Origin of the sequence: Faecalicatena contorta (genome assembly GCF_001404335.1) — a bacterium.
GTDB lineage: Bacteria > Bacillota > Clostridia > Lachnospirales > Lachnospiraceae > Faecalicatena > Faecalicatena contortus_B.
The window spans coordinates 70,434-93,766 of the sequence record NZ_CYZU01000007.1 but is presented as its reverse complement, the minus strand read 5'-3'; the positions used below and the strand labels follow the sequence as shown (position 1 = coordinate 93,766).

Sequence of the window (23,333 nt, the reverse complement as noted above, 5' to 3'; positions counted from 1 at the left end):
TCAGACCCCCCTGCAGAGGGGTCTGACCCCTTTGCGTTAAAACTATCGACAATGCTAATATCTATGTGCTATGATTGTCATAAGAATTACAGGAGGAAAGAATATGAGTGATACATTATGCCAAGAAGCCTGCGTTCTGATACAGGAGTTGATGGAATGCTATGTGTCCAGGGGAGTAGCTGAAATTGAAGAGATGTACCAGTATCTTTCCCCGGATATTCTGGTGATCGGTACCGGGAAGCATGAATTTTATACCAATCTGGAATCGCTTAAGGCTGGCCTGGAGAAGGATCAGGAAGAGGCAAAAGATATTGATTTTATTATAAAAAATGAATGGTTTAAGGCAAAACAGTTTACGGATGACTGCTGCGTTGTTTATGGGGAGTTTGAAGCCTGTGAGAATAATATAGAGGGCAAACAGGTTATCATCAATATGGACACGAGAATTACGGCGGAGGTACATAGGCGGCCGGACGGGAGCCTGGAGGTGGGAAGTCTGCATCATTCGGTTCCATATGTATACCAGAATGAGGGGGAATATTATCCGAAGACGTTTGCAAACATAGCAGAGGAAGCGCTGCGGCGCAGTCAGATTCTGGAGAAGAGTATCCAGCTGGATTCTTTAACAGGGCTTTATAACCGTAAATATACGGAAAAGCATATTAACAGAATACTGACCGCTGATAAGACGGGCGGGCTCATGTTAATGATTGACCTGGATGAATTCAAGCGGGTGAATGATGAGAAAGGCCATCTTGTGGGGGACGAGCTGCTGAAGAAGGTTTCAAGCATTCTGGCCAGGGGAGCCGCTCAGGCATCCGATATAGCGGGACGGATTGGCGGAGACGAGTTCATGGTCTTTCTGCCCGGAGACAGAAGTTTCGAGGAGGGTGACCGCTTGGCGGGGTATCTTATAGAATCAATTGGGCATGTCTTTTCAGGCATAGGATTGGATCAGAGCTGTTCTATAGGGATTGCCAGGGCGGAAATAGAGGGGGAAGATTTTGAAAGCCTTTACCATAAAGCAGATGCTGCGCTATACGAATCAAAGGCCTCAGGAAAAAGAACTTTCCAGTGGCATTTGAATAAATAAAAATTACTGTGAAGAAAGGTGGTAAAATTATGGTAAGTAATATCAGCAGAGAAGAGGCATTCGAGCTGCTAAAAAAATATAATAAGGAGCCATTTCATATTCAGCACGCACTGACTGTGGAGGGGGTTATGCGATGGTATGCCGGCGAGCTTGGCTATGGAGATGATGCGGATTACTGGGCTATAACCGGCCTGCTTCATGATATCGATTTTGAACGCTATCCGGAGGAACACTGCCAGAAAGCGCCGGAGCTTCTGAAAGAGGGCGGCGTGGGCGAAGATATGATTCACTCAATCTGTTCACACGGATATGGAATCTGCAGCGAGATAGAGCCCCAGCATGAGATGGAAAAGGTTATGTTTGCGGCAGATGAACTGACAGGCCTGATCGGGGCCGCAGCGCTGATGCGGCCATCCAAGAGTGTAATGGACATGGAAGTATCCAGCATAAAAAAGAAGTTTAAAGACAAAAGATTTGCGGCGGGATGTTCGCGAGATGTGATACGACAGGGGGCAGAGCGGCTTGGCTGGGAATTGAACGACCTGTTCGAAAAGACAATTCTTGCTATGCGTTCCTGCGAGGAAAGCATCAACAAAGAGATGGAGAATTACAGTGCATAAAAACGTATTGCGGGCATTGCAAACGGAATCTATGGAGGAGGCCCTGCAGTATATGGTGGTGAGACTGCTGTGAGTGTGGGGCGCTCAGCCCATATAAATGCGGAACGGATCAGGGAGACCTGAATCGTTCCGCATTTATATGGGCTGAGCTAAATTTCTAAGCCTTTATTAAGGTAGCTATGGTAAACTGTTACTGAGGTGATGATGATGAAATTATTATTTGCTGAGGATGAAGTAAGTATGTCGGAGGCGGTTGTGGATATTTTGACCTATCATAAATATATTGTGGACGCAGTGTATGACGGGGAGGCGGCCCTTGAGTATGCCCGTGCAGCGCAGTATGACGGGATTATTCTGGATATTATGATGCCGAAAATGAGTGGGCTCGAGGTTCTGAGCCTTTTGCGCAGGGAGAGATGCCGCACGCCGATTCTGCTGCTGACCGCGAAGGCGGAGGTGGAGGACCGCATACAGGGACTGGATCTGGGGGCGGATGATTATCTCCCCAAGCCTTTTGCCATGGGGGAACTTCTGGCCCGGATCCGTGCTATGCTGCGGCGGAGGGAGGAATTTACCCCGGATATCATAGAATGCGGAAATATCGCGCTGAACCAGCAGAGCTATGAGCTAAGCGGGAATGGACAGACATTTGTGCTGACAAAACTGGAATACCGGCTGATGGAAACTCTAATGCTGAACCAGGGGATGTATCTTTCGTCGGAGGAACTGCTCGTGAAGGTGTGGGGATATGAAACAGAAGCCGAACTGGGGACGGTCTGGGTATATATATCATATCTGAGGAAAAGGCTGTCGTCCATGAATGCTAACGTGGAAATAAAAGCAAAACGAAACATCGGATATACTCTGGAGGTTAAGAGATGACGAAAACACTTCAGAAAAAATTCATAACCACCGCTATGCTGGCAATTACTGTTTTGATTTTAGTTCTGCTTGGAGCGATCAATGGAATATATGGCCTGATTTCCGGCCAGCAGATGGAACGGATGCTGGGGATGCTGGTCTACAATGGGGGTGCCCCCTCGCTGCAGCCAGAATTACCCGGCGGAGTCAGGCCGGGCTTTTTGGAGCAGCCGATCGATGAGGATACCGCCATGTCGGCCCGTTATTTTCTGATCCGTTATAATTCGGACGGTGAGGCTGTGCAGACTGATGTCAGTAAAATCGCTTCCGTGACAGAAACAGAGGCCGAAAAAATGGCAGAGAAGGTAAGGAAAAGCGGGAGCTCAGAGGGCAGGGCGAAACAATTTCGTTATAAAATAGCGCAGACCCATGACGGAAAAGGCAGTGTCGTCATTTTTCTGGATACATCCTCACAGACCCGCAACATACTCATGGTCTTAGGGATTTCAATATTTATCGGCATCCTGTGCTGGAGCCTTATGCTGCTTTTCGTCATTCTGCTATCAAAAAAAGCGATACTGCCCATCGCGGAAAATATAGAAAAACAAAAACAGTTTGTAACAGATGCCGGACATGAGATCAAGACCCCTCTGGCTATAATCATGGCAAATACAGACGCCATGGAGCTGCACAATGGGGAAAATAAATGGAGCCGCAATATCCGGGAACAGACGGTACGTCTCAACGGACTTATGCAGAATCTGCTGGCCCTTGCAAAAATGGATGAGGGCGCAGTAAAGCTGCCTTCGTCAGATATCTTACTGAGCAGTCTGCTGGAAGAGATCCTGCCGGCTTTTTATGAGCCGGCCGCTCTCAAAGAAATCATAATAGAAGAAAATATTCAGCCCAACATCATCATGCACGGGAACAGAGATAGTATGTCAAGGCTCATTACGATACTGCTGGACAATGCGGTAAAATACACGTCTAAGCAAGGAAATATTATAATTTACTTAGAAAGAAAAGAAGGCGTTATTACATTAAGTATAAAAAATACGTGTGATATGCTCCCGGAAGTCGATCCAGAAAAACTCTTTGACCGCTTTTACCGAGGCGACAGCGCCAGAACACAAAAGAGCGGGGGTTACGGCATTGGCCTATCTGCAGCCCGCGCTATAGCAGAATCACAAAAAGGAAGCATTACGGCATCCTATGAAGAAAACCAGATTATATTCACAGTAGAACTGAAGAACTCTAAGTAAAGGAGATATAAACCAGGTACCCCGCCCGCTCCTTTATCTGCGCCTGTAAATTGTCTTAAAATACAGGAGATAAAAGATTAAAAAAAGGTTATGCTATAGAGTAAAAGCTCTGCATATTACTGAGCATATGCTAAGTTGGAATCGTTAAAGGGGAGACTCTATGAAACCGGGAAAGAAGAAAGAAACAGGTGCAGTCCTGATAGAAGCAGTAAGAATTGCAGTGGGAAGCGGCGCCGCCATGTATGCAGCTTCCCTTTTGCATCTGGAATTTGCCGCATCGGCGGGGATGGTAACGCTGCTTACGATACTGACTACAAAGTGGGAAACGCTCAGGCTCTCAGCTGCCCGTATCCTGACTTTTATTCTGGCGGCAGTCCTGGCATGGTTAGTATTCAGTCATATCAAAAGCGACGGCGCTGCATTTGGAATCTTCATATTTTTACTGGTATTGATAAGCGAATGGGTAGGCTGGAGGATAACTGCATCCGTAAATGCGGTCATAGGCACACACTTTTTGGCTACACGCAACTTTTCGATTGCTTTTATTGCAAATGAATTTCTGATTGTATTGTTAGGGATCACGATAGCCATCCTTGTTAATCTGTTTCAGAATAATGGAGGGCAGAGGAACAGAATTATAGAAAATATGCGTTATACAGAGCAGGAATTTTCCGATATACTGGGAGAACTGGCTGCATTTTTATATAGCCGGGACAGAAGGGAGACTGTTTGGGAGAAGCTGGAACTTTTAGAACGGAAACTGGAGAACTTTATAGAGCAGGCATATGTGTATCAAAACAACACCTTCAGAGCCCATACCAGTTATTACAGCGCCTATTTTGAAATGAGGGAAAAACAGTGTGGGGCACTTCAACATCTGCATCAGGAGATGGAAAAGCTGAAGGCGCTTCCAAAGCAGTCCTTTATTGTGGCAGATTATATTTCCTATTTAAAACACTTTGTCAAGGAGATGAACCGGCCGGAAAAGCAGCTGGCACGCCTGGCGGCGCTGTCTGAGGAGATGAAGGCACAGGAACTCCCCGGCAGCAGAGAGGAGTTTGAGAACCGGGCGGTGCTCTATCATATCCTAATGGATCTGGAAGAGTTTCTGCAGTATAAGCAGCATTTTGTGGAGCGGATTGACGAGACGCAGTTTGCCGTTTACTGGAAAAAAGAGGTAGAGGATTTCAGACGCTCCAAAAGCAGGTGAAGATTTGCTACCGTTTCCCGGTTAATATAATGTTCAATTTTTTCCACCTGTTCGAGTTCATTCTCTGAATGATTCAGCAGGCACAGAAATTCGTGCAGTATATCGTGCCGGTAAAGCAGGTACTCCCCAACCTCCAGCCCCTTGGGCGTTGCGGTCAGGTAGCCGTATTTCTGGAAAGAGATGTACCCCCTCTCCTTCAGTGCGTTAACCATCTTCGATGCGGAGGAGGGTTTTACATGCAGATTCTCAGACAGTGCCTGGATTCTTACGATATCCTGTCCCTTTAGCATCCGGCAGATCATCTCCAGATAATCCTCCATAGATGCGGTCAGATCGTCTGTGTTATGCAGTTCATATCCTTTTTGGGTATAAAAATCATTTCTATTGTCCATGATATCATTTCTCCTATTAAGATAAAAAAGTTAATATCTATCCGAAATATATTCCCCAATGTGTCACAGAATCCCGAAAAATTAATATTATAGAATCAGGAAAGAAAGTTTCCTTATCCTAAATTCTATGACAAGGCGGTGGCGCTTATGAAAAAGGAGATCTGTTTAAACGATATACAGCCGGGGGAGAAGGCGGTTGTCAGAGAGCTGAGGTCAGATGGAAGTATCCACAGACGTCTTTTGGATATCGGTCTGGTCAGAGGAACAAAGGTTGAATGTGTGGGAAAGAGCCCCGGAGGGGATCCCGGGGCATTTTTAATCCGCGGTGCGGTGATTGCGATCCGTTCGGAAGACTGCGGGGATATCCTGGTTCATACTTTGGAAGGCGCCTGATATGGGGCGCGAAAAAGTGATTGCCATAGCGGGCAATCCGAATGTGGGGAAGAGCACGGTATTTAACAACCTGACGAATCTGCACCAGCATACGGGAAACTGGCCGGGAAAGACGGTTACCAACGCTTCGGGATATTGTGAGACTAAGGAATATTCTTATAAAATGGTAGATATTCCGGGGACGTACTCGCTGCTGGCCCATTCGGCTGAGGAAGAGGCTGCCCGGGATTTCATCTGTTTTGGGGACGCAGATGCGGTTATTGTGGTCTGCGATGCTGTCTGCCTGGAGCGGAATCTGAATCTCGTCCTGCAGATTCTGGAAATCACCAGAAAGGTGATTGTCTGTGTAAACCTTCTGGATGAGGCAGAAAAGAAGGGAATTTACGTCAATCTGGATACCCTTTCCCGGGAACTGGGCGTACCGGTCATCGGCATGGTGGCAAGGGAGGGGAAGGGCAGAGATCAGCTGCTGGAGACTATGGATCATATGATGCGGGAGGCCGAAAACGTCAGGCAGGAGCTTCAGGCTTCTTCTGTGGGATGCAATGCTGCAGAAGGATATGTTATTCCATACTGCCGGACGCTGGAAAAGGCGATTTCTCTGCTTGAGCCTGCGGTGGATGCGGTGCTGGAGGGAATACAGATGCCCTCGGCATCCTCCTGCAATGGATGTCTGAACAGCAGATGGCTGTCCCTGCGGCTGCTGGATTATGACAAGGCGCTGGATGAAGGCATCCGCAGATACCTGCATAGAAACATCTGTCAGGAACGCTGCCTGAAGGAAGCGATTCCGGAGGCACAAAAATTACTGTACAATCAAAATATGGATAAGAAACGGCTGGAGGAAGAGATTGTATCATCGGTCATGTATATTGCGGAACGAATCAGCGAAAAGGCTGTGACGTTTACAAAAGAACATGCGGACAGCCGGGACCGGAAAATTGACAGTATTCTAACCAGCAGGCGGGCGGGGTATCCGCTGATGGCAGCGCTGCTGATGGCAGTGCTGTGGCTGACCATAACAGGAGCAAACTATCCCTCTGAAATGCTGGCAAAGGGGCTGTTCTGGATCCAGGACAGACTGACGGAACTGTTTGGACTTATAGGCGCGCCCGCCTGGCTGCATGGGATACTGGTCCTGGGGGTTTACAGAGTGCTGGCATGGGTTATCTCTGTGATGCTTCCGCCAATGGCAATATTCTTTCCGCTGTTTACGCTGTTGGAGGACGCCGGTTATCTGCCCAGAATTGCATATAATCTGGATAAACCCTTCAAAAAATGCTGTGCATGTGGAAAACAGGCACTGACTATGTGTATGGGATTCGGATGTAATGCCGCAGGGGTGGTGGGATGCAGGATCATAGACTCGCCCAGGGAGCGGATGATTGCAATATTAACCAACAGCTTTGTGCCCTGCAATGGGCGTTTTCCTACACTAATTGCAATTATAACCATGTTTTTTGCCGGGATTTCCGGAGGCGCAGGTGCATCATTATTATCGGCGTTTTTAATCACTATGTTTATCCTGCTTGGTGTAGCCATGACATTTCTTGTGTCCTGGATTTTATCAAAAACAGTGCTAAAAGGCGTGCCCTCGTCCTTTACGCTGGAACTGCCGCCTTACCGCAGGCCGCAGGTGGGCAAAGTGATTGTCAGATCCATCTTTGACAGAACCCTGTTTGTGCTGGGCCGTGCGGTAGTAGTGGCCGCACCTGCCGGGCTGTTTATCTGGGCTGCGGCCAATATAATGGTGGGAGATACGAGCCTTTTGAATTATTGTGCGTCTATGCTGGACCCGTTTGCCAGAATGCTGGGAATGGACGGTGTGATACTGATCGCCTTTATCCTGGGGCTCCCGGCAAATGAGATTGTTGTGCCCATCATAATTATGGCCTATATGGCACAGGGCAGCCTTGTGGAATTTGACAGCCTGGCAGAAATGAAAACATTGTTTGTGAGTCATGGCTGGACCTGGCTCACGGCAGTCTGCACCATGCTCTTTTCCCTTATGCACTGGCCCTGTTCCACAACACTGCTGACTATTAAAAAAGAAACGGGAAGCTGGAAGTGGACGCTGGCGGCACTGGCAATACCGACTTGTGCAGGGATACTCATATGTTTTGTAGTGGCACAAATCGGAGGCTGCTTTTTGTAAGGAGGTATTTAAAAGAAAGAAAAACAGCTCGTCTACGGCTGGGGCGTAAAATGAAGAAATAGCCTCCAGCCGCCTACGGGCGCCCAAGCCGTTCCGGTTTTCCGGCGTTCCCAAAAAAGAATTATCCCCCTTCCAAACACTTTTGTTTGAACAGATTTAAGTGTATAATAGTAAGAAAACATGGCGGAGGGAAAATGAAGTGGCACAAGATACGCAGGCAAATGCAGAAAAATCCGGAAACGGCATGAAAAAGAATATATTACTGCGCACGAACTTACTCATATGCGTCGTAATTATTGCAGGGTTTCTGATGACAGCGGTACTGAGTTACCGAGCCAATTATAGTGCCTCCCTTGAGAATATCGAGCAGGTTTCTACTTTGACGTCGGAAGGGATATACTACCAGATGAATTCTGCATTTACTAAGCCGGTCAATATTTCTCTGACCATGGCAAATGACAGCCTGCTGAAGGAGTTTCTTGCGACAGAGGCGGAACATCTTGCGAATAAGGAATACATAGAGACCATCAGGCGGTACCAAGAACAGGCCGGCCAACCAGGCAACGGCGCAGTATTTCGAAAAAATGGGAGCTCCTAAGGGAAACCATACGACCAGGCTCTTCAGATTGTAGCTGAAAGGCAGATTCATGAGGCATATCGGGAAGGAATGGGCGGTGGAAAAGGCTGCGGAGCTGTCCCGAGATCTCTGCCGGCTGCATCATGTTGGAAATGACCGCTGGCAGATTACAGCCAGCATAGGCGTGGCTGTACTGCAGGGGGCGGACTTTGAGATGTTTTATAAGAATGCGGATGCCGCTCTGTATGAATCGAAGAAAAATGGGCGCAACCGGTATACCGTGTATTGCAAAGAGGCAGAGTAAGGCACAAAGCCCTCGCTGCCTCACTGGTTAAAAACCCTTTATAAATTCGTGTACTTCCTTCTTTCCAATATAGTGATATTTGTTTCTCTTTGTATAGAAGAAAAAGAAGGAAAGCAGAAGTGTAACGCATTCCGCTGCAGGCACAGAGAGCCATACGCCGGTAACTCCCAGCAATTCGGGCAGCAGCAGGATACTTGCTACAATGAAGATAAAGGTGCGGGCAAAGGAAATAGCCGCGGATACCGGTCCATCTGAAAATGCGGTGAACATGGCGGATGCGAAGATATTCATGCCTGCAAATATAAAGTTAAATGAGAACAGAAAAAATCCTGTTTTAGCAATCTCATAGGTCGGCGAACCGGCAGGCGTAAATATTTCCACGATATAGGGGGATAATACCAGCGCTACTGCAGTTGCAATCAGCGAGGATATGGCAACAAAACCGGTACATATTTTGAAGATTCTCTGCAGGAGAGAAATATTATTTCTCCCGTAATTGTAGCTGATCACCGGCGCCACTCCCATGGAAAAGCCGAAATACAGCGCGTTAAAAAGGAACTGTCCGTAGAGCACGATCGTGATCGCGGCAACCCCCGCTTCACCCAGCAGACGCAGCATTACGATATTAAACAGGAAGGTAACTACTGCGGTGGATACATTCGTGACCATTTCAGAGGAACCGTTCGCGCAGCTCTTCAGCAGTGTTGAGAGGCTGAAGTGCGGTTTTACAATGCGCAGTGTGTTCTTTCCGGAAAAAAAGTATACCAGCCCGGCTAAAGCGGGGATGACCTGCCCAAGGCCGGTTGCCAGTGCAGCTCCCTGGATTCCCATCTGCAGAGGCCCCATAAACACATAATCCAGTATCATGTTGACGATACCCCCCATAATGGTCAGAATCAGTCCAAGATGAGGCCTGCCTGCGGTGACAAAGAAGGTCTGGAAGAGCAGCTGCAGGATACAGGCCGGAGCAAAAAACAGCAGCATCCCGAGATAGCCTTTACAGTCTGCAACCAGAATATCTGTTGAACCGAGAAGCCGTACCACAGGCTCCAGAAAAAGGGTGCCTGCGGCCAGAATAACCACACTTAAGAATAAAGAAGTTGCAATAATTAATGAGAGGTCCTGGTTGGCCTCTTTTTCTTTGTGCTCCCCTAACTTTTTTGCAATGAGGGCGCTTCCGCCGCTGGCAAACATGACACCTACTGCTATAATCAGGTTAATAACCGGAAAGACAATATTTGCAGAGGACAGTGCGTTGCTCCCCACAAATCGGGAAATGAAAATCCCGTCAACTATTGTATATAAAGAGGTAAAAACCATCATAATCATAGTCGGAAGAGCAAATCTGAGCAGCGAAAAAAAGCGGAAATCTTTAGCAATTGATAATGACATTATAAATCATCCTTTCTATGAATTTTTTTCAGCATATGTTATGATAAAGTATAGGGTAACACGATAGTCAAGCTGAAATTAAAATTATATTAAAATTTTTAAACAAACAACTGTAAATGCGTGCGGGAGGGGAATCACATGGAGAATAGCAGGATATTAACGGCGGGGGAGTTTGCCAAGATCGTGGGAGTTACTAAGCATACACTCTTCCATTATGATGAGATCGGCCTTTTCCGGCCCGAGAAAAAGGGTGAAAATGGGTACCGGTATTATTCGATGGCGCAGATTGAGGTATTTGATGTGATTTACACATTAAAGGATCTGGATATGCCACTGAGTGAGATTCGGGAATACCTGGACAGAAGATCCCCGGGGACGCTGCTTGAACTGCTGGACAAAGAGCAGCAAATTGTGGAGCAGAAGGAAAAAAGGCTAAAAAGGACAAAAGAATGGATTATCGGGAAACGGAAGCTGATTAAGGAAACGGAAACGATCGATACAGAAGCGGTGGAATTATTGGAGATGCCTGCAGTTTATGAAGTGTCTGTCAGGGTGGATACTGCAGATGAAAAGATCTGGGCCATGGAGACCGGGAGGCTTCTCGACATGTGTGATTCGTTTGGCATCAAAGGCGTAAGGGGAATTGGTTATATGCAGCCGTTAGATTGTATTAAAGAAGGGTTATACAACAGCTATGAAAAAGCATACGTGGTTACAGAGCGCAATATCCCCGGCGCCGGGTGTGTAAAAAGGCCTGCGGGCACGTATCTGGCGGCTTATCATGTAGGGCACTGGCAGACGCTTAATGAGGCTTACGAAAGAATGCTGGCATATGCAGAGTCGGCGGGCCTTACGTTATGCGGAGGCTGTTATGAGGATTATCAGCTGGATGGACTTACACAAAAGACGGAGGAGGAATATGTCACAAGAGTGTCCTGCAGAATCGACGGTGCAGGCGGAGGCTGCCGGTAACCTCTGCAGAGTCATGAACGGTTACCTTTAGGTATCCAGGTAATATGAAAGTCGCTCACAAGAGGTTGATTTTATTCCCATATCAGCGTATGATAGTAAAATACTTTTTACTACATATATAAGGATGTGATTTGTAATGTTAAAAAGGTGCATTTTATTGATATTAAAACCGCTGTCGTTTTTACCGGCACTGATCATGATGTATGTGATCTTCAGTTTTTCAGCGCAGAGCGGAACGGATTCGGGCAATCTGAGTTATTCCGTGAGCCATAAGATTGTGGAAATCGGGAATGAAGTCCTGCAGAAGAATATGGAGGAATGGGAGATCGATGAGAAAGCATACGAGATCGAATATCCGGTGAGGAAGATTGCGCATATGACAGAATACTTTATACTGGCAGTTGCGGTATCACTGCCGTTTTATGTATACGGCCTGCGGGGCTTTGGCCTTATGCTGGTAGCTGGGCTGATCTGTGTAGGCTTTGCCTGCGGGGATGAGTATCATCAGTCCTTTGTGGACGGGAGAGGTCCGTCCGTGAAGGACGTGGGAATCGACAGCATCGGAGTGTTCTTTGGAATCATGGCAGTGCGCATCTGCTGCTGGACGATATTGGCTCCTGTGCGGACGATGGAGCGGGAGCGCCGCCGATGGGAACGGAAAAGAGAACGGCAGAGAGCGCGTGAAGAGGAGCAGCGGTACAGAAGGCGCGGCAACCGTAGAGAGTATTAGAAACAATTTTATAATGAGGAAGTGTAAGTCTCAAAAATCCACTGGTTTTTGAGGCTTATTTTTATCTTATAGAATTAGGGTGTCAAAAGATTCTTTTAAATGAATCTTATGGCACCCTAATGTGATATAGGAAATTTCTGTGCACAAGTCCGGCAGACAGATTAAAAATAATTACGGAAACCCGAGTAAAAATTAACCAATAGACCCAAAATATAATGATAAAGCGCCTGAGTGTGTCAGACCATTTATTATGCCTGTCGGAGCATCGTTCTTAACAGGCCCGCGAATGACCAGGTACACTCCTGCGCTTGATACAACTGAAATCGGGGCGTATGCGTTGTCTGTATGCCAAAGGAGGCTATATATGGAACTGATAAAACTGTCAGGAATATTAATTGTTATCATTGGATTTGCGTTAAGACTGGATTCGATACTGATTATATTAATTGCTGCAATTGTCACAGCTTTAGTAGGAAACCTGGGAGTAACCGGGCTTTTGGAGACGTTAGGAACCAGTTTTACTGCGAACCGGAATATGGCAATTTTCATTCTAATTATGCTGGTAACCGGAACTTTAGAGCGCAACGGTCTGAAGCCCGCGGCTGCCAGTCTGATCGGCAGGATTAAGAATGCATCTGCCGGGGCGGTCATTGGAGCTTACGGGATCATGCGGGGGATATTTGCCGCGTTTAATGTCAGCTTCGGCGGGGTTGCCGGGTTCGTAAGGCCAATCGTGATGCCCATGGCAATCGGTGCAGTGGAAGCACAGGGAAAGGAACCGGCAGAAGAGCACGTAGAGCAGTTAAAGGGAATGGCCTCCGGCATGGAGAATATTGCATGGTTTTTCTGCCAGGTGCTGTTTGTCGGGGGTTCGGGCGCCCTGCTGGTGCAGTCCACACTGGAAACCCTGGGATACCAGGTTTCCCTGCTTGATTTGGCAAAGGTAGAAATACCGGTCGGAATCTTTGCAATCATAACGGGGATTGTCTACTATTTTCTGAAAGACAGGAAATTGTACAAAAAATATTATGGGGATAAAAAGTAAGGAGGAAGGCGCATCATGACATTTTTTACCAGCCAGGACGTGACACTGGGCACAAAACTCCTGGAAATCATCTATATAATTATGGGCCTGATTACTTTCTATACCGGAATCAAAAATGCCTTGGATAAGGAGAATCCCTCCCGGTTTGGAACCGGGTTGTTCTGGTGCGCTCTTGGAGCGGTGCTGGCGTTTGGGCGCTGGATCCCGCCGGCTATAAACGGAGCTCTGATTATCCTGATGACCATACCGGCCATCCTGAAAAAAGTAAAGATTGGAAAAATCCAACCACTGACAGAGGAATATACCAATGAAAAGTACCGGACCATCGGAATGAAAATCTTTATCCCGGCTCTGTCCATCGGTGTCTTTGCCATTCTTTTTGCCATCTTCCTCCCCGATCTTGGCGCAATCGTAGGAGTGGGTGCGGGCATTGTGGCGTCGGTTATGATACTCATGCTGCTTTCCAGGGAGAACCGGCCTGCGGTTTTTTTGCGGGATTCTGAGCGCCTCCTCTCAACGGTAGGGCCTTTAAGTATGCTGCCGATGCTCCTTGCAAGCCTGGGCGCGGTTTTTACCGAGGCAGGCGTAGGGGGTGTGATAGCCGGTCTCGTCGGCGGATTGATTCCCATGGGCAATGTAAATGCGGGAATTATAGTATTTGCAGCCGGGATGGCATTGTTTACCATGATTATGGGAAATGCCTTTGCAGCCATTACCGTGATGACAGTTGGAATCGGCGCGCCGTTCGTCCTGCAATATGGTGCAGATCCTGCCGTCATAGGAATACTGGCATTGTCATGCGGATTCTGCGGAACACTCTGTACACCCATGGCCGCAAATTTTAATGTGGTACCCGTGGCGATGCTGGACATGAAAGACCGTTTTGGCGTAATCAAATGCCAGCTGCTGCCTGCGGCACTCATATTTGTATTTCAGGTTTTCTATATGATTTTCATGAAATAAGGGTAAAAATAAGAAGTGCAGGCTCTAAGAGCATTGAAATGATATAGAGGAAGGAAACGGTTATGCAGGATTACCGGAAAATAGAACGGGGCGCTATGATTGTTATAAAAGACTGGCTGCGCCTGAAACCATGGGAAAAACTCATGATTGTGACAAGCGAAAATCATCTGGAAGAGGCAAAAGCGCTGAGGTACTGCGCCCACAAACGGGCAAAGTCTGTAGATCTGATGGTGGTGGAAAGACGAGGGAAGCATGTAGGCGTATTTTTTGACCGCCACGAAAAGGTATTTGATGGTTACCGGGCCGTAATCGGAGCCACAGACTATTCTCTTGTTACCACAAAGGCGGCTAAAAGGGCGATAAACAGGGGAAGCAAGTTTCTGTCCCTGCCTCTGGCGACCAATAATGAAAAATCAATGCTCTCATACCGTTTTATGGGCATGGACACAAAGAAGAGCAAAATGATGGCAGGCATTATCATGAAATATCTGAATTCCTCCTCTGTGATCCAGGTGAAGACAAAGAGGGGGACAGACCTTAAGTTGTATAAGAGAAACAGAACCGCGGGGTTTTTTAATGGAGTGGTGCGGGACGGCAAAGGATTCTCATCCGCCAGCATTGAGGTGTACGTTCCGATTGAAGAGACAAAGACCGAAGGGGTCCTGATACCGGATGGCTCGCTGGGGTATATCGGAAGAGTGGAAGAGCCATTTAAGATCAGTATAAAAGAGGGGCGCATTCAGGAGATGGAAATGAATGCCAGCGGAAAGAAGCTGAAAGCATATATGGAGGATTTTAAAGACCCCGGAATTTATGTGGCGTCGGAATTGGGAATTGGCCTGAATTCCTATGCAAAGTGCAGGGGAAAATGTTATATTGAAGATGAGTCTGCCTATGGAACATTTCACATCGGTGTGGGGCGGAACATTGCCCTGGGCGGGCTACATGAGGCGAACGGGCATTTTGACCTGGTGGCGCATAAACCGGATATCTATGCGGATAACCGGATGATCATAGAACGGGGAAAGATCATTATACCGGAACCGCATATCCTATAAAATTCCAAATAGCAGGAGGAAAGATATGAGAGTATTAATTACAGGATTTGACCCTTTCGGAGGGGCAAGCATCAATCCGGCCTATGAAGCGGTAAAACTACTGCCGGATATCATTGGGAGTGCAGAAGTAATTAAGATGGAAATCCCAACAGTTTTTTACCGGGAAGGTGAAATACTGGAGGAAGGAATCCGCAGGCACAGGCCCGATGCCGTCATCTGTATCGGACAAGCCGGAGGACGTTCCGGAATCTCGGTAGAGAAGGTGGCCATTAATCTGATCGAAGCCAGAATCCCGGATAATGACGGGCAGCAGCCTTTTGACGAGCCGGTCTGTGAAGACGGGGAGAATGCGTATTTTGCAACGGTTCCGGTAAAGGCAATGGTGGAGCGCATCCGGGAGAGAGGGATACCGGCAAAAATATCTTATACAGCGGGAACCTATGTATGCAATGACGTCATGTACCGCCTGCTGTATATGATAGATAAGAAATATCCGGAGATCAGGGGCGGATTTATACACGTGCCATTTTTGCCCGAGCAGGTAACTGACCTGCCGGACGGGACGCCGAGCATGTCGGCTGAGACGATTGCACGGGCCATTGAGGGGGCGGTGGAAGCCGTGGTGGAGAACCGGGAAGATGTCAGGACGATTATGGGGGAGACGCATTAAACGCATAAAAGTAAAAAGCATTGTGAAGTATTGGGAGAAGGCGGTTTCGGACAAAGTGTGCAAGCCTATCTCAACTTCTTACCCCTTACTCATGAGGGCTTTAGGAGTTGAGATAGGCTTGCACACTTTGGCTATGTTTATAGGCGAACCTCAGACAGCGGAAAGCTGATATGAAATGCGGTACCCTCCCCAGGCTGTGATTCAACGGTTATAGTACCTCCATATTCTTCTATGCTGATCTTTGTAAAATAAAGCCCAAGCCCGCGCAGTCCGGGATTTCTTTTCGTACTGAATTCATAATTGAAGATCTTGGGAAGGTGATCCGGGTTAATTCCTACTCCGCTGTCTTTGAACGTAATCTCTGCGGAATCCTTCGTATACGCGGCAGAGAGCGTCATAGATCCCTCCATAGGCGTATGCTCGGTGGCATTCATAACCAGATTCTCAAAAGCCCGGAACAGATTTTCTCTGTGGCAGTATATCGTGCATGTCTGAGGAGGCAGTTCCAGATGGTAGTAGATCCCGTTTGCATCGGCGTAAGGCAGGGTTTCCGTGTATACATACCGGAGAAATTCACTGCAGTCCAGATGTTCGGCCGAACCCTTGTGAGAAGTTTCCGTATGAAATAACTGAAGGCTCTGTACATTATTCTGGATCTGTGAGGATTTATGGTCGATCACATCCAGATAATGCTGCAGTTCTTCGTCTAACCCAATCCCGCTGCTTTTCATGTAATCTATATAGGTATTGATTGCCGCTACGGGTGCTTTCAGGTCATGGGCTACAGCAGAGAGAAACTGCTTGCGTTCCTCCATCATAGCGGTCAGGTAAGCCGTTTTTCTCTCCACCTCATCCTGCAGATGTTCCGTCAGATACTGGCGCTGGATCAGCGCTCTGCGGTTATAGTCAGAGATGAGCACGGTGAATAAGGCCACCATAACAAAACCGCAATATTCCGTCTGCCATCCGAAACGCACCGGTTCATAGCGGCCGGCGGTGAGATAATCCACCAAAATACCAAATCCGAATACTGCATTGCCACTCAAAAGCCAGACATGCTGCGGCTGCTGCAGTGTACCCAGAAACGCGGCCAGAATCAAGTAGGTACTCATTACAAGCTTGGATAAAGCGATGATCTGGCTGTACACGGCGATGAACTGCGGAAACAGAGGGAAAAGTATGTAAAAAGCCAGCATTGGAAAAGCAGCCATAGCTATGGAAAATGTATAACAGGCAATGTAAACCTTCCGGTTCCATACAGAGCCGGCCAGGCGGTAAGTCAGTACGGTCATACATACGAGAATACCAAAATAGGCAGTATCCTCAATAACATAAGAAAGCCTGCCCAGATGAATACCCAGCCAGTGTATGAGCGGATAACAAATGTGTACGGAAAAACAGAGGCATAAAACCCCATAAGCTGCGTACAGGGTATCTGTCTGCCTGCGGAACCATACGGTAAAGGAAACGGCTGCACAGCCCAGTGTAAAAAAGCAAAGGAACGCAAAAAATATAAGCCTGCCGATTACAAGGCTTGTTACCGTATCGGTCTGGCCTAAAACAGGCGGATAGACGACTCCACTGTAGTAATGAGAGTAATTGGAGGCCTGTATCACAATTTCTACGCTGCCGGAAGGCAGGGAAACCAGGGCGTTCTGTACATGGACACGATAGTGGTTTTCGGACAAACTGCCATAGGAAAGCAAGAGCTCTCCGTTCACATATATTTTACTTGCAGAATATATTTCCGGCAGTTCTAAAAGCCATCCTTCTGCTGCCGGCTCAAGGTACAGCTGTTTTCGATAAACGGCGGTACCGAAGGGCGATGCATCGGGATGGAAAGATTTAAAATTTCCATATTGACCAATGGTGATGACTTTAGGGCTGTTAAAAACCGCATCATTGTCATTCCAGTTCTCGTCCAGGCTGAGATCAGGATAGAACTCCCAGCCTTCCGCAAGAACATGCAGGGTATTTCCTGTGTAGGTATATTTATTATCCCAGCGGAATGTGAGAGAAAAGAGCGCTCCGATTCCGGCAAGGGAGATAAAAAGAACCAGCAGTGATGCCGCAAGAGCCTTCTTTCCGCTGTGGACCTGGGACAGGGCCTCCGCCTGCGGCATCAGGAAGGCTGCCTTAATTTTTTGGTAAAACTTTTTATGATTCATGTCTTATTCCGTAAAAACATATCCCTTTCCCCACTGTGTGCGGATGTATTCTTTTTCAGGTGAAAGCGCTTTGATTTTTCTGCGGATCCTCATAATCATGACCTGTATACTATGGGTATTATAACGCTCTCCCCACAAAGCCTCGTAGATCTCGTCCTGCCGGTAAGGGATGCCTTTGTTCTGGTTTAGAAATTGGAGTATCTGGAATTCGCTGAGGGTCAGGTCTAGAGAATTGGTGCCGATGTAAGCCTGCTTCTCATCGGGACAGATATAGAGACGGTAATCCTCCTGCGGACTTCCGGGACCGCTGTTATGTACCCGGGGATGGATCCTCGCTCTGATACGAAGCTCCAGCTCCTTCATACGGTAAGGTTTTACAATATAATCATCCCCTCCGCTTAAGAATCCTTTCTCCAAAGAGGCCTCATCAGTCAATACTGTAAGAAATATAATCGGAATATTGCTCATTTCCCGAAGCACACGGCACAGGGCAAAGCCGTCCTGCCCTTCCATTTGGATATCCAGTATAATACAGTCGTAGGTATTCCTGTTGATCAGCAGTAAGGCGTCTTTCGCGCTGCCTGCCTGGTCAACGGCATATCCCTGCTCTGTAAAGTAGGAATGGTTTAAAGTTAAAATATCAATATCATCATCCACAAAAAGAAGTCTGTCCATATTACACCAACTCTCATAATAGTTAGTTCCATTTTAAATGGGGCAGAAGCTGTTTGCAAATAAAATCGTACATTTCCAAAAATTGTTGTTAATTGTTGTTATTTATTGTTATTTTATTGTTAAATATAATATGATAAAATGAAATGTATAACAAAAGATGATATGGGAGGAGAAGGGCAAGTGAAAAAAAGATGGAAGATCCCTTTTTTCCTAATGGTTATGTTGGGGTTACTCTTCGTAAACACATCTGCCTGTAAGGCGTGGGGACCGCCTAAACTGGAGGATGAAGAGGCTTTTTTGCAGTGGTATGAAGAGAATAAGAATAACGACGGGGCGGTGTATCAGTTATCGGGTGACCTGAAGCTGACGAAAGGGAGTGAAGAGTCCCCTCTTATGTGGGACGGCCAGGGAAAGGTAACGATTGACTGTGGGAACCATTTGATCCTGGCTGAGAGCAGCCTTGTGATAAACAACCCGAACCTGAAGATTACAGGATCTGAGTACTGTGTGATTATGGTAAGAAATGAAACACTTACACTGGAACAGGGGAAGATAGAGTATGCAGGAACCGAAGGGTTAATCTTACAGGTGCAGGGTGGAAAACTTGCTGGACCCTCACGGCGGGGGCAGTTTACACTCTGCAATTCTGAAAATGCGAGAGATGTAACCGGAATTGTGTATGGAGTTATACAGGATGGTGTGCTCTCAAACCTGGATATCGTACTGGAAGGGCTTGATAAAGCCGTGGGAATCAATAGCTCCGGAATGCTGACAGTTGAGAACTGTGGGATCCGGGTGACAGCCGGGATAACAGCATATGGAATTAAACAAAATTTTGATACGATGGAATTGGTCGTTCGGGACAGTGAGGTGACGGCGGCTGTGTCTGAACCAACAGGAGAGGCGTACAGTGCTTATGCCGAAAGCGGAAAAATTTACTGTGAAAATTCTATATTAGTGCCAAAGCTGGAAGAGGACACCACTTATAAGGTACTTGCTGCAAAAGCCAAAATACCAGTTTATGTGGAAGCCGGGGATTCCAGTGCGGATTGGCAGCTGCCAGCGGCGCTGGATATGTATGTACAGGAGAATGGATCAGACCAGGAGACAGAACTTTCCATTCCTGTCATCTGGGAGGTGCAGGACAGCGTTCTGGATGAGCCTGGTTATTGTATTATAAAGGGCAGTTTTGACACGCAGAGCTTATCATATACGGTTACCAATCCGGACGGAGTAGTTCCGGAAGTTACAGTGATCTGTTTACCCCCGGAAAAGATGTTCCTGATTGCTTCAGAAATTGAAGATACCAAAACGAAACTGCTGCTTCCCTATCCGTATGGTGCAAAGTTTCTTAAAATAGAATATAGCACGGATGGCAGGAACTTTTTGACTTACCTGCCGAACAGGCCGAACATGATTATAGAGGGGGAACCTGTTCCGGAAAACGGACTCTTTTTGTTCTCTGTATCTTTGCCGGAGGCGCAGAAAGGACTATACATAAGATTTGTTACAGTGGGGGAAAGCATGTTCAGCGGAACCAGCGCCGTGTGGAAAGTAGGAGACGGCGCCAGCACAGGAATTCCAGATGATGCAGGGGAGGAGCAGGGCGGCGACCGCGGCGGCCAGGATGCAGAACCTGATCTGCCGGATGCGAATGATCCGGATACCGTCCCGGACATAGAACGTCCGAATGTACAACCTCCCGTTCCCGACCTTGAAGATCCGGATGCGGAGAACGGAGAGGCAGGCGGGACACCCTCCGTGAAACCACCGTCTGATGGACAGGGAGAGCCACATTGGGGAGAGGGGGACAACCAGGAAGAAGCAGGCAGACAGCCTGGAACGACAGGCAACAAAGAAGAAACCTATGACAGAGCACCTTATGTGAGTTCCGGAGTAAACAGGCAGGAAGGTAATTCAGTTTTGGGCCGGGGTGTTGACGGTATTGGTAAACCGGAGAATGAGGGGAATCGTTCAAATAAACCAGTCAATCCTGCTTCAGAGGAGGCGGTTCAGCACATTGATGCGGAACCGGATGAAAAACCGCTCGATGTGCAGAATGCTGAGCTTGCAGAAGCCGGAAAAAAGGCAGTGAAAAAACAGTATCCTATAGGGATAGCTGTTGTTCTGGTGGTTATTGGAATTGCGGCGGCGGGATATTGGTATGGAAAGAAGGTATTTAAAAAGAAGTAATTGAGATTTATTACCGGACTTTAAATTCAGCCCGGAAGAGGCCCCCCTCTTATAGGGGGGAATAAAGATAGATTTACCCAGGTGCAGAGAGTTTGTAGTATATTGAAACAGTGGAGGAGCATACTACAAGCTTCCCTGCACCTGTATAGTGTTTAAAAAGCCATTTTATGAGTTTAATAGCATTTCTTGCACGGCGCAAATCCCATGCTTTCTGCTTCAGATAATGTTACCTGCTGTGGATTATTCATGCCACTGCATGATGGATTGTTGTGATATTTACTTCCGCTTTGTGGAATCCATACCATTTGTTCTTGCGGGACTTGATTTGCCTGCGAAGATTCTTGAGCGGCAGCTTCCGCTGCTATCCGTTCCTCCTCAGCTTTTTGGGCGGCAGCCTCTGCTGCTTTTCGTTCCTCCTCGGCCTTTTTAGCAGCTTCTTCTTCGGCTTTCTTAGCGGCTTCTTCCTTAGCCTTTTTAGCAGCCTCCTCTTCAGCTTTCTTAGCGGCTTCCTCTTCGGCCCTCTTAGCAGCCTCCGTCTCAGCTTTTTCTTGAGCTTCTTTTTCTGCAAGTGCAGCCTTGTCCTCTACATTAATAGTTATGGTATTGCTTTTTATATCACCACATAGTACGTACATAGTGTAACTTCCAGATTTTTCAGTAGTAAATAGTAGGTTATCGCCATCCTTTTTTAGTTCCCCACCAGAAGTTTCGCATTCAATGTCTTTCAGATCAGCATTGGAGGGAGTGGTCTTAACATCTACGGGAATTGCTGTGTTTATATCGTACCGATTATTTTCATCTGCTGAGAGAACAATAGTTTCTAATTTATTATCCCTTGTAAACAGAGTGCAAATTCCACCGAGTACAAATAATACAATAAATACTGTTAAACATCCCTTCCCTTTCTTTTTCTTTGGCTCTTCAGGGAGCAGACTTTCTTTTTTCTTAATAAAACGGTTATTATGGATTTTTTTACTGGAATCTTTTGCGGAAGAGGTCTTTCTCTTAGATACCCTGCTTCCAGGAAGGCTAATGACTGGAGTCCGTTTTCCTTTAGATTTTCCCTTGTTATGCACACCTTTCATTCTATCAGTTTTGGTTTTGCGCCCTCTGTAAGAATCCATTTTTTCATCAGGAGCGTTTTCTTTACTTTTACGAAATGTAAATCCCATTTGCGTAATTCCCCCTTTTCCTTTGTATTTAAGATAGAATACATATATATGAAGCCGTCAGGCGTAATAATTGATCTGTCTATGCAAGAAAAGTGATACAATCAATATAGTTTTTTAATTTGCGCCACTTATTTTATACTTGCATCTTACGTTAAACTACTTCTATTATATACGATTATATGGTAAATGGAAATAATAGGATTGGGGAGTCCAAGTAACTAATAAATAGTAAAAGTTTCCCTCAATTATTTATTTAAGCCCGATAACTGAAAATTGATTTTCTTTTGTTTTTTTGTATGCTAAACTTACACTATAAAAATGCAACTGTGCATGACAAGGAGGAGAGAAAATGAAAGAGTATCCTAAGTTTAAGGCAGCAGCGGTACAAGCAGCGCCGATTTTGCTGGATCTGGAGGCAACGGTAAGGAAGACATGTGATTTTATTGACGAGGCAGGTAAAAACGGGGCAAAACTTATTAATTTTCCGGAAGCGTGGATTCCCGGATATCCCTATTGGGTTTGGATGGACGGGCCGGATTATGGGATGAAGTATTTTGTTGAGTTTTATAATAATGCGGTGGAAATTCCCGGAAAGAGCGTTCAGGAGATTAGTGAGGCGGCCAAGAGAAATAAGATGTATGTTTGCGTTTCCGTTACGGAACGGGAAGGCGGCTCTTTGTATCTGACTCAGCTTTGGTTTAATCCGAATGGGGACTTGATCGGAAAGCATCGTAAGAATAAGGCTACCAGCCAGGAAAAAACAATCTGGGGCGACGGGGATGGAAGCCTGATGCCGGTATTTCACACGGAGTATGGAAATATGGGCGGGCTGCAGTGCTGGGAGCATTTTATTCCTTTGAATGTAGCGGCTATGGGCGGTCAGCACGAACAGATTCATTGTGGTTCCTGGCCCATTGCCATGTGGGATCCGAATAATATGTTTGCAACCGAACAGACACATGCGGCAGCGACTTATTATGCGGTTACCAATCAGGTTTTTTATTTGCTTGCGTCTATGATCTGGACTGAGGATCAGGCGGATCGCATCTGTGAGACAGATGCACACAGAGCAACGATGAAGCTGGGATACGGTATGACCAAGATTATTGCTCCAAACGGTACCGACATCGGGACGCACCTGGAGCCGGATGAGGAAGGAATATGCTATGCGGATATTGATCTGGGCGCTTATATATCAGGACGTTATATCATAGATACCGCAGGGACGTATTCCACACCGGGTTATCTGCGTATGACCCTCGATAAATCTGTACATAAGGCGGTAAATATTGTGGGGGATGCGGAACAGAAGGTGATACCTTATAACGAAATTCAGTTTGATGAATTAAATTAAGATAGTGATAATCAGGGCAGGATATCTTCAGAGCAGAGATATCCTGCCTTTTTCTAATCTGGAAAATTCCTCTG

At 46.7% G+C, this 23,333-nt stretch carries 22 protein-coding genes; 17 read left to right on the top strand and 5 right to left on the bottom strand.

The features are described from left to right. Positions 1-103 precede the first annotated feature (103 nt). The 5 genes from ARB69_RS05305 to ARB69_RS05285 all read left to right on the top strand — a co-directional run bounded on the left by ARB69_RS05305 (position 104) and on the right by ARB69_RS05285 (position 5,046). The gene (locus ARB69_RS05305) at positions 104-1,093 is read left to right on the top strand and encodes a diguanylate cyclase domain-containing protein (RefSeq protein WP_050639401.1); all 990 of its coding nucleotides are present in this window, start codon (positions 104-106) and stop codon (positions 1,091-1,093) included. Positions 1,094-1,122: 29 nt separating this feature from the next. After that, a complete protein-coding gene (locus ARB69_RS05300; RefSeq protein ID WP_050639402.1) occupies positions 1,123-1,713 on the top strand; it encodes an HD domain-containing protein in 591 nt (196 codons plus the stop codon). A 207-nt stretch (positions 1,714-1,920) separates the two neighbouring features. Continuing rightward, complete coding sequence (locus ARB69_RS05295) at positions 1,921-2,595, top strand: response regulator transcription factor (protein ID WP_055151668.1); 675 nt, start codon at positions 1,921-1,923, stop codon at positions 2,593-2,595. Next, entirely contained in the window at positions 2,592-3,836 is a 1,245-nt protein-coding gene (locus ARB69_RS05290; protein ID WP_055151665.1) for a sensor histidine kinase, read from the top strand. The genes ARB69_RS05295 and ARB69_RS05290 overlap by 4 nt, the downstream gene beginning before the upstream one ends. A 160-nt stretch (positions 3,837-3,996) precedes the next feature. Then, positions 3,997-5,046, top strand: a complete 1,050-nt coding sequence (locus ARB69_RS05285; protein ID WP_050639405.1) for an aromatic acid exporter family protein — start codon at positions 3,997-3,999, stop codon at positions 5,044-5,046. On the opposite strand, the gene ARB69_RS05280 is transcribed toward ARB69_RS05285, so the two are convergent. After that, on the bottom strand, positions 4,998-5,438 hold the full coding sequence (locus ARB69_RS05280) for a metal-dependent transcriptional regulator (RefSeq protein WP_082202781.1): 441 nt from the start codon (positions 5,436-5,438) through the stop codon (positions 4,998-5,000). The two genes, ARB69_RS05285 and ARB69_RS05280, sit on opposite strands and share 49 nt — an antisense overlap. 147 nt (positions 5,439-5,585) lie before the next feature. On the opposite strand from ARB69_RS05280, the gene ARB69_RS05275 reads away from it, so the two are divergent. The 4 genes from ARB69_RS05275 (at position 5,586) to ARB69_RS05260 (ending at position 8,867) form a co-directional block, all read left to right on the top strand. Beyond that, on the top strand, positions 5,586-5,831 hold the full coding sequence (locus tag ARB69_RS05275) for a FeoA family protein (protein ID WP_055151662.1): 246 nt from the start codon (positions 5,586-5,588) through the stop codon (positions 5,829-5,831). Between the two features lies 1 nt (position 5,832). After that, a complete protein-coding gene (feoB, locus tag ARB69_RS05270) occupies positions 5,833-7,986 on the top strand; it encodes a ferrous iron transport protein B (RefSeq protein ID WP_207643111.1) in 2,154 nt (717 codons plus the stop codon). Between the two features lie 199 nt (positions 7,987-8,185). Then, a complete protein-coding gene (locus ARB69_RS05265) occupies positions 8,186-8,584 on the top strand; it encodes a hypothetical protein (RefSeq protein ID WP_055151655.1) in 399 nt (132 codons plus the stop codon). Positions 8,585-8,633: 49 nt separating this feature from the next. Then, positions 8,634-8,867, top strand: coding sequence for a diguanylate cyclase domain-containing protein (locus tag ARB69_RS05260; protein WP_055151652.1), 234 nt, complete (start codon positions 8,634-8,636; stop codon positions 8,865-8,867). 27 nt (positions 8,868-8,894) lie between these two features. Here the strand turns inward: ARB69_RS05260 and ARB69_RS05255 are convergent, their stop codons facing one another. Next, positions 8,895-10,259 carry an MATE family efflux transporter gene (locus tag ARB69_RS05255; protein ID WP_050639411.1) on the bottom strand — a complete coding sequence of 455 codons (1,365 nt, stop codon included), beginning with the start codon at positions 10,257-10,259 and terminating at the stop codon, positions 8,895-8,897. 138 nt (positions 10,260-10,397) lie between these two features. Here ARB69_RS05255 and ARB69_RS05250 point away from each other — a divergent pair, with 138 nt between their 5' ends. From ARB69_RS05250 to pcp, 6 genes are all read left to right on the top strand, one after another. Then, positions 10,398-11,231: a MerR family transcriptional regulator gene (locus tag ARB69_RS05250; RefSeq protein ID WP_055151649.1), complete on the top strand. Its 834-nt coding sequence runs from the start codon at positions 10,398-10,400 to the stop codon at positions 11,229-11,231. 136 nt (positions 11,232-11,367) lie between these two features. Further along, a complete protein-coding gene (locus ARB69_RS05245; RefSeq protein ID WP_055151646.1) occupies positions 11,368-11,961 on the top strand; it encodes a VanZ family protein in 594 nt (197 codons plus the stop codon). Between the two features lie 364 nt (positions 11,962-12,325). Then, positions 12,326-13,006 (top strand): DUF969 domain-containing protein, encoded by a 681-nt coding sequence (locus ARB69_RS05240; protein WP_055151643.1) that lies wholly within the window; start codon positions 12,326-12,328, stop codon positions 13,004-13,006. A 15-nt stretch (positions 13,007-13,021) separates the two neighbouring features. Next, complete coding sequence (locus tag ARB69_RS05235) at positions 13,022-13,969, top strand: DUF979 domain-containing protein (protein WP_055151639.1); 948 nt, start codon at positions 13,022-13,024, stop codon at positions 13,967-13,969. A gap of 62 nt (positions 13,970-14,031) precedes the next feature. Beyond that, the gene (locus ARB69_RS05230; protein WP_242857537.1) at positions 14,032-15,027 is read left to right on the top strand and encodes a peptidase; all 996 of its coding nucleotides are present in this window, start codon (positions 14,032-14,034) and stop codon (positions 15,025-15,027) included. A gap of 25 nt (positions 15,028-15,052) precedes the next feature. Beyond that, complete coding sequence (gene pcp, locus ARB69_RS05225) at positions 15,053-15,697, top strand: pyroglutamyl-peptidase I (protein ID WP_050639416.1); 645 nt, start codon at positions 15,053-15,055, stop codon at positions 15,695-15,697. A gap of 137 nt (positions 15,698-15,834) precedes the next feature. Here pcp and ARB69_RS05220 read toward each other — a convergent pair whose 3' ends face one another. Next, on the bottom strand, positions 15,835-17,865 hold the full coding sequence (locus ARB69_RS05220) for a sensor histidine kinase (protein ID WP_055151637.1): 2,031 nt from the start codon (positions 17,863-17,865) through the stop codon (positions 15,835-15,837). A 3-nt stretch (positions 17,866-17,868) separates the two neighbouring features. Next, positions 17,869-18,540: a response regulator transcription factor gene (locus ARB69_RS05215; RefSeq protein WP_055151634.1), complete on the bottom strand. Its 672-nt coding sequence runs from the start codon at positions 18,538-18,540 to the stop codon at positions 17,869-17,871. 180 nt (positions 18,541-18,720) lie between these two features. Here ARB69_RS05215 and ARB69_RS05210 point away from each other — a divergent pair, with 180 nt between their 5' ends. Continuing rightward, positions 18,721-20,733 carry a hypothetical protein gene (locus ARB69_RS05210; RefSeq protein ID WP_055151631.1) on the top strand — a complete coding sequence of 671 codons (2,013 nt, stop codon included), beginning with the start codon at positions 18,721-18,723 and terminating at the stop codon, positions 20,731-20,733. Positions 20,734-20,906: 173 nt separating this feature from the next. Here ARB69_RS05210 and ARB69_RS05205 read toward each other — a convergent pair whose 3' ends face one another. Continuing rightward, positions 20,907-21,905 carry a hypothetical protein gene (locus tag ARB69_RS05205; RefSeq protein ID WP_055151628.1) on the bottom strand — a complete coding sequence of 333 codons (999 nt, stop codon included), beginning with the start codon at positions 21,903-21,905 and terminating at the stop codon, positions 20,907-20,909. Positions 21,906-22,254: 349 nt separating this feature from the next. On the opposite strand from ARB69_RS05205, the gene ARB69_RS05200 reads away from it, so the two are divergent. Next, positions 22,255-23,259 carry a carbon-nitrogen hydrolase family protein gene (locus ARB69_RS05200; protein WP_055151625.1) on the top strand — a complete coding sequence of 335 codons (1,005 nt, stop codon included), beginning with the start codon at positions 22,255-22,257 and terminating at the stop codon, positions 23,257-23,259. Positions 23,260-23,333: the final 74 nt, after the last annotated feature.

Coding starts and splice junctions, on each gene's coding strand:
- ARB69_RS05200 (WP_055151625.1), top strand. CDS start 22,255: ATGAAAGAGTATCCTAAGTTTAAGGCAGCAGCGGTACAAGCAGCGCCG.
- ARB69_RS05255 (WP_050639411.1), bottom strand. CDS start 10,259: ATGTCATTATCAATTGCTAAAGATTTCCGCTTTTTTTCGCTGCTCAGA.
- ARB69_RS05205 (WP_055151628.1), bottom strand. CDS start 21,905: ATGGGATTTACATTTCGTAAAAGTAAAGAAAACGCTCCTGATGAAAAA.
- feoB (WP_207643111.1), top strand. CDS start 5,833: ATGGGGCGCGAAAAAGTGATTGCCATAGCGGGCAATCCGAATGTGGGG.
- ARB69_RS05295 (WP_055151668.1), top strand. CDS start 1,921: ATGAAATTATTATTTGCTGAGGATGAAGTAAGTATGTCGGAGGCGGTT.
- ARB69_RS05245 (WP_055151646.1), top strand. CDS start 11,368: ATGTTAAAAAGGTGCATTTTATTGATATTAAAACCGCTGTCGTTTTTA.
- ARB69_RS05250 (WP_055151649.1), top strand. CDS start 10,398: ATGGAGAATAGCAGGATATTAACGGCGGGGGAGTTTGCCAAGATCGTG.
- ARB69_RS05290 (WP_055151665.1), top strand. CDS start 2,592: ATGACGAAAACACTTCAGAAAAAATTCATAACCACCGCTATGCTGGCA.
- pcp (WP_050639416.1), top strand. CDS start 15,053: ATGAGAGTATTAATTACAGGATTTGACCCTTTCGGAGGGGCAAGCATC.
- ARB69_RS05215 (WP_055151634.1), bottom strand. CDS start 18,540: ATGGACAGACTTCTTTTTGTGGATGATGATATTGATATTTTAACTTTA.
- ARB69_RS05260 (WP_055151652.1), top strand. CDS start 8,634: ATGAGGCATATCGGGAAGGAATGGGCGGTGGAAAAGGCTGCGGAGCTG.
- ARB69_RS05305 (WP_050639401.1), top strand. CDS start 104: ATGAGTGATACATTATGCCAAGAAGCCTGCGTTCTGATACAGGAGTTG.
- ARB69_RS05240 (WP_055151643.1), top strand. CDS start 12,326: ATGGAACTGATAAAACTGTCAGGAATATTAATTGTTATCATTGGATTT.
- ARB69_RS05280 (WP_082202781.1), bottom strand. CDS start 5,438: ATGGACAATAGAAATGATTTTTATACCCAAAAAGGATATGAACTGCAT.
- ARB69_RS05220 (WP_055151637.1), bottom strand. CDS start 17,865: ATGAATCATAAAAAGTTTTACCAAAAAATTAAGGCAGCCTTCCTGATG.
- ARB69_RS05300 (WP_050639402.1), top strand. CDS start 1,123: ATGGTAAGTAATATCAGCAGAGAAGAGGCATTCGAGCTGCTAAAAAAA.
- ARB69_RS05285 (WP_050639405.1), top strand. CDS start 3,997: ATGAAACCGGGAAAGAAGAAAGAAACAGGTGCAGTCCTGATAGAAGCA.
- ARB69_RS05230 (WP_242857537.1), top strand. CDS start 14,032: ATGCAGGATTACCGGAAAATAGAACGGGGCGCTATGATTGTTATAAAA.
- ARB69_RS05235 (WP_055151639.1), top strand. CDS start 13,022: ATGACATTTTTTACCAGCCAGGACGTGACACTGGGCACAAAACTCCTG.
- ARB69_RS05275 (WP_055151662.1), top strand. CDS start 5,586: ATGAAAAAGGAGATCTGTTTAAACGATATACAGCCGGGGGAGAAGGCG.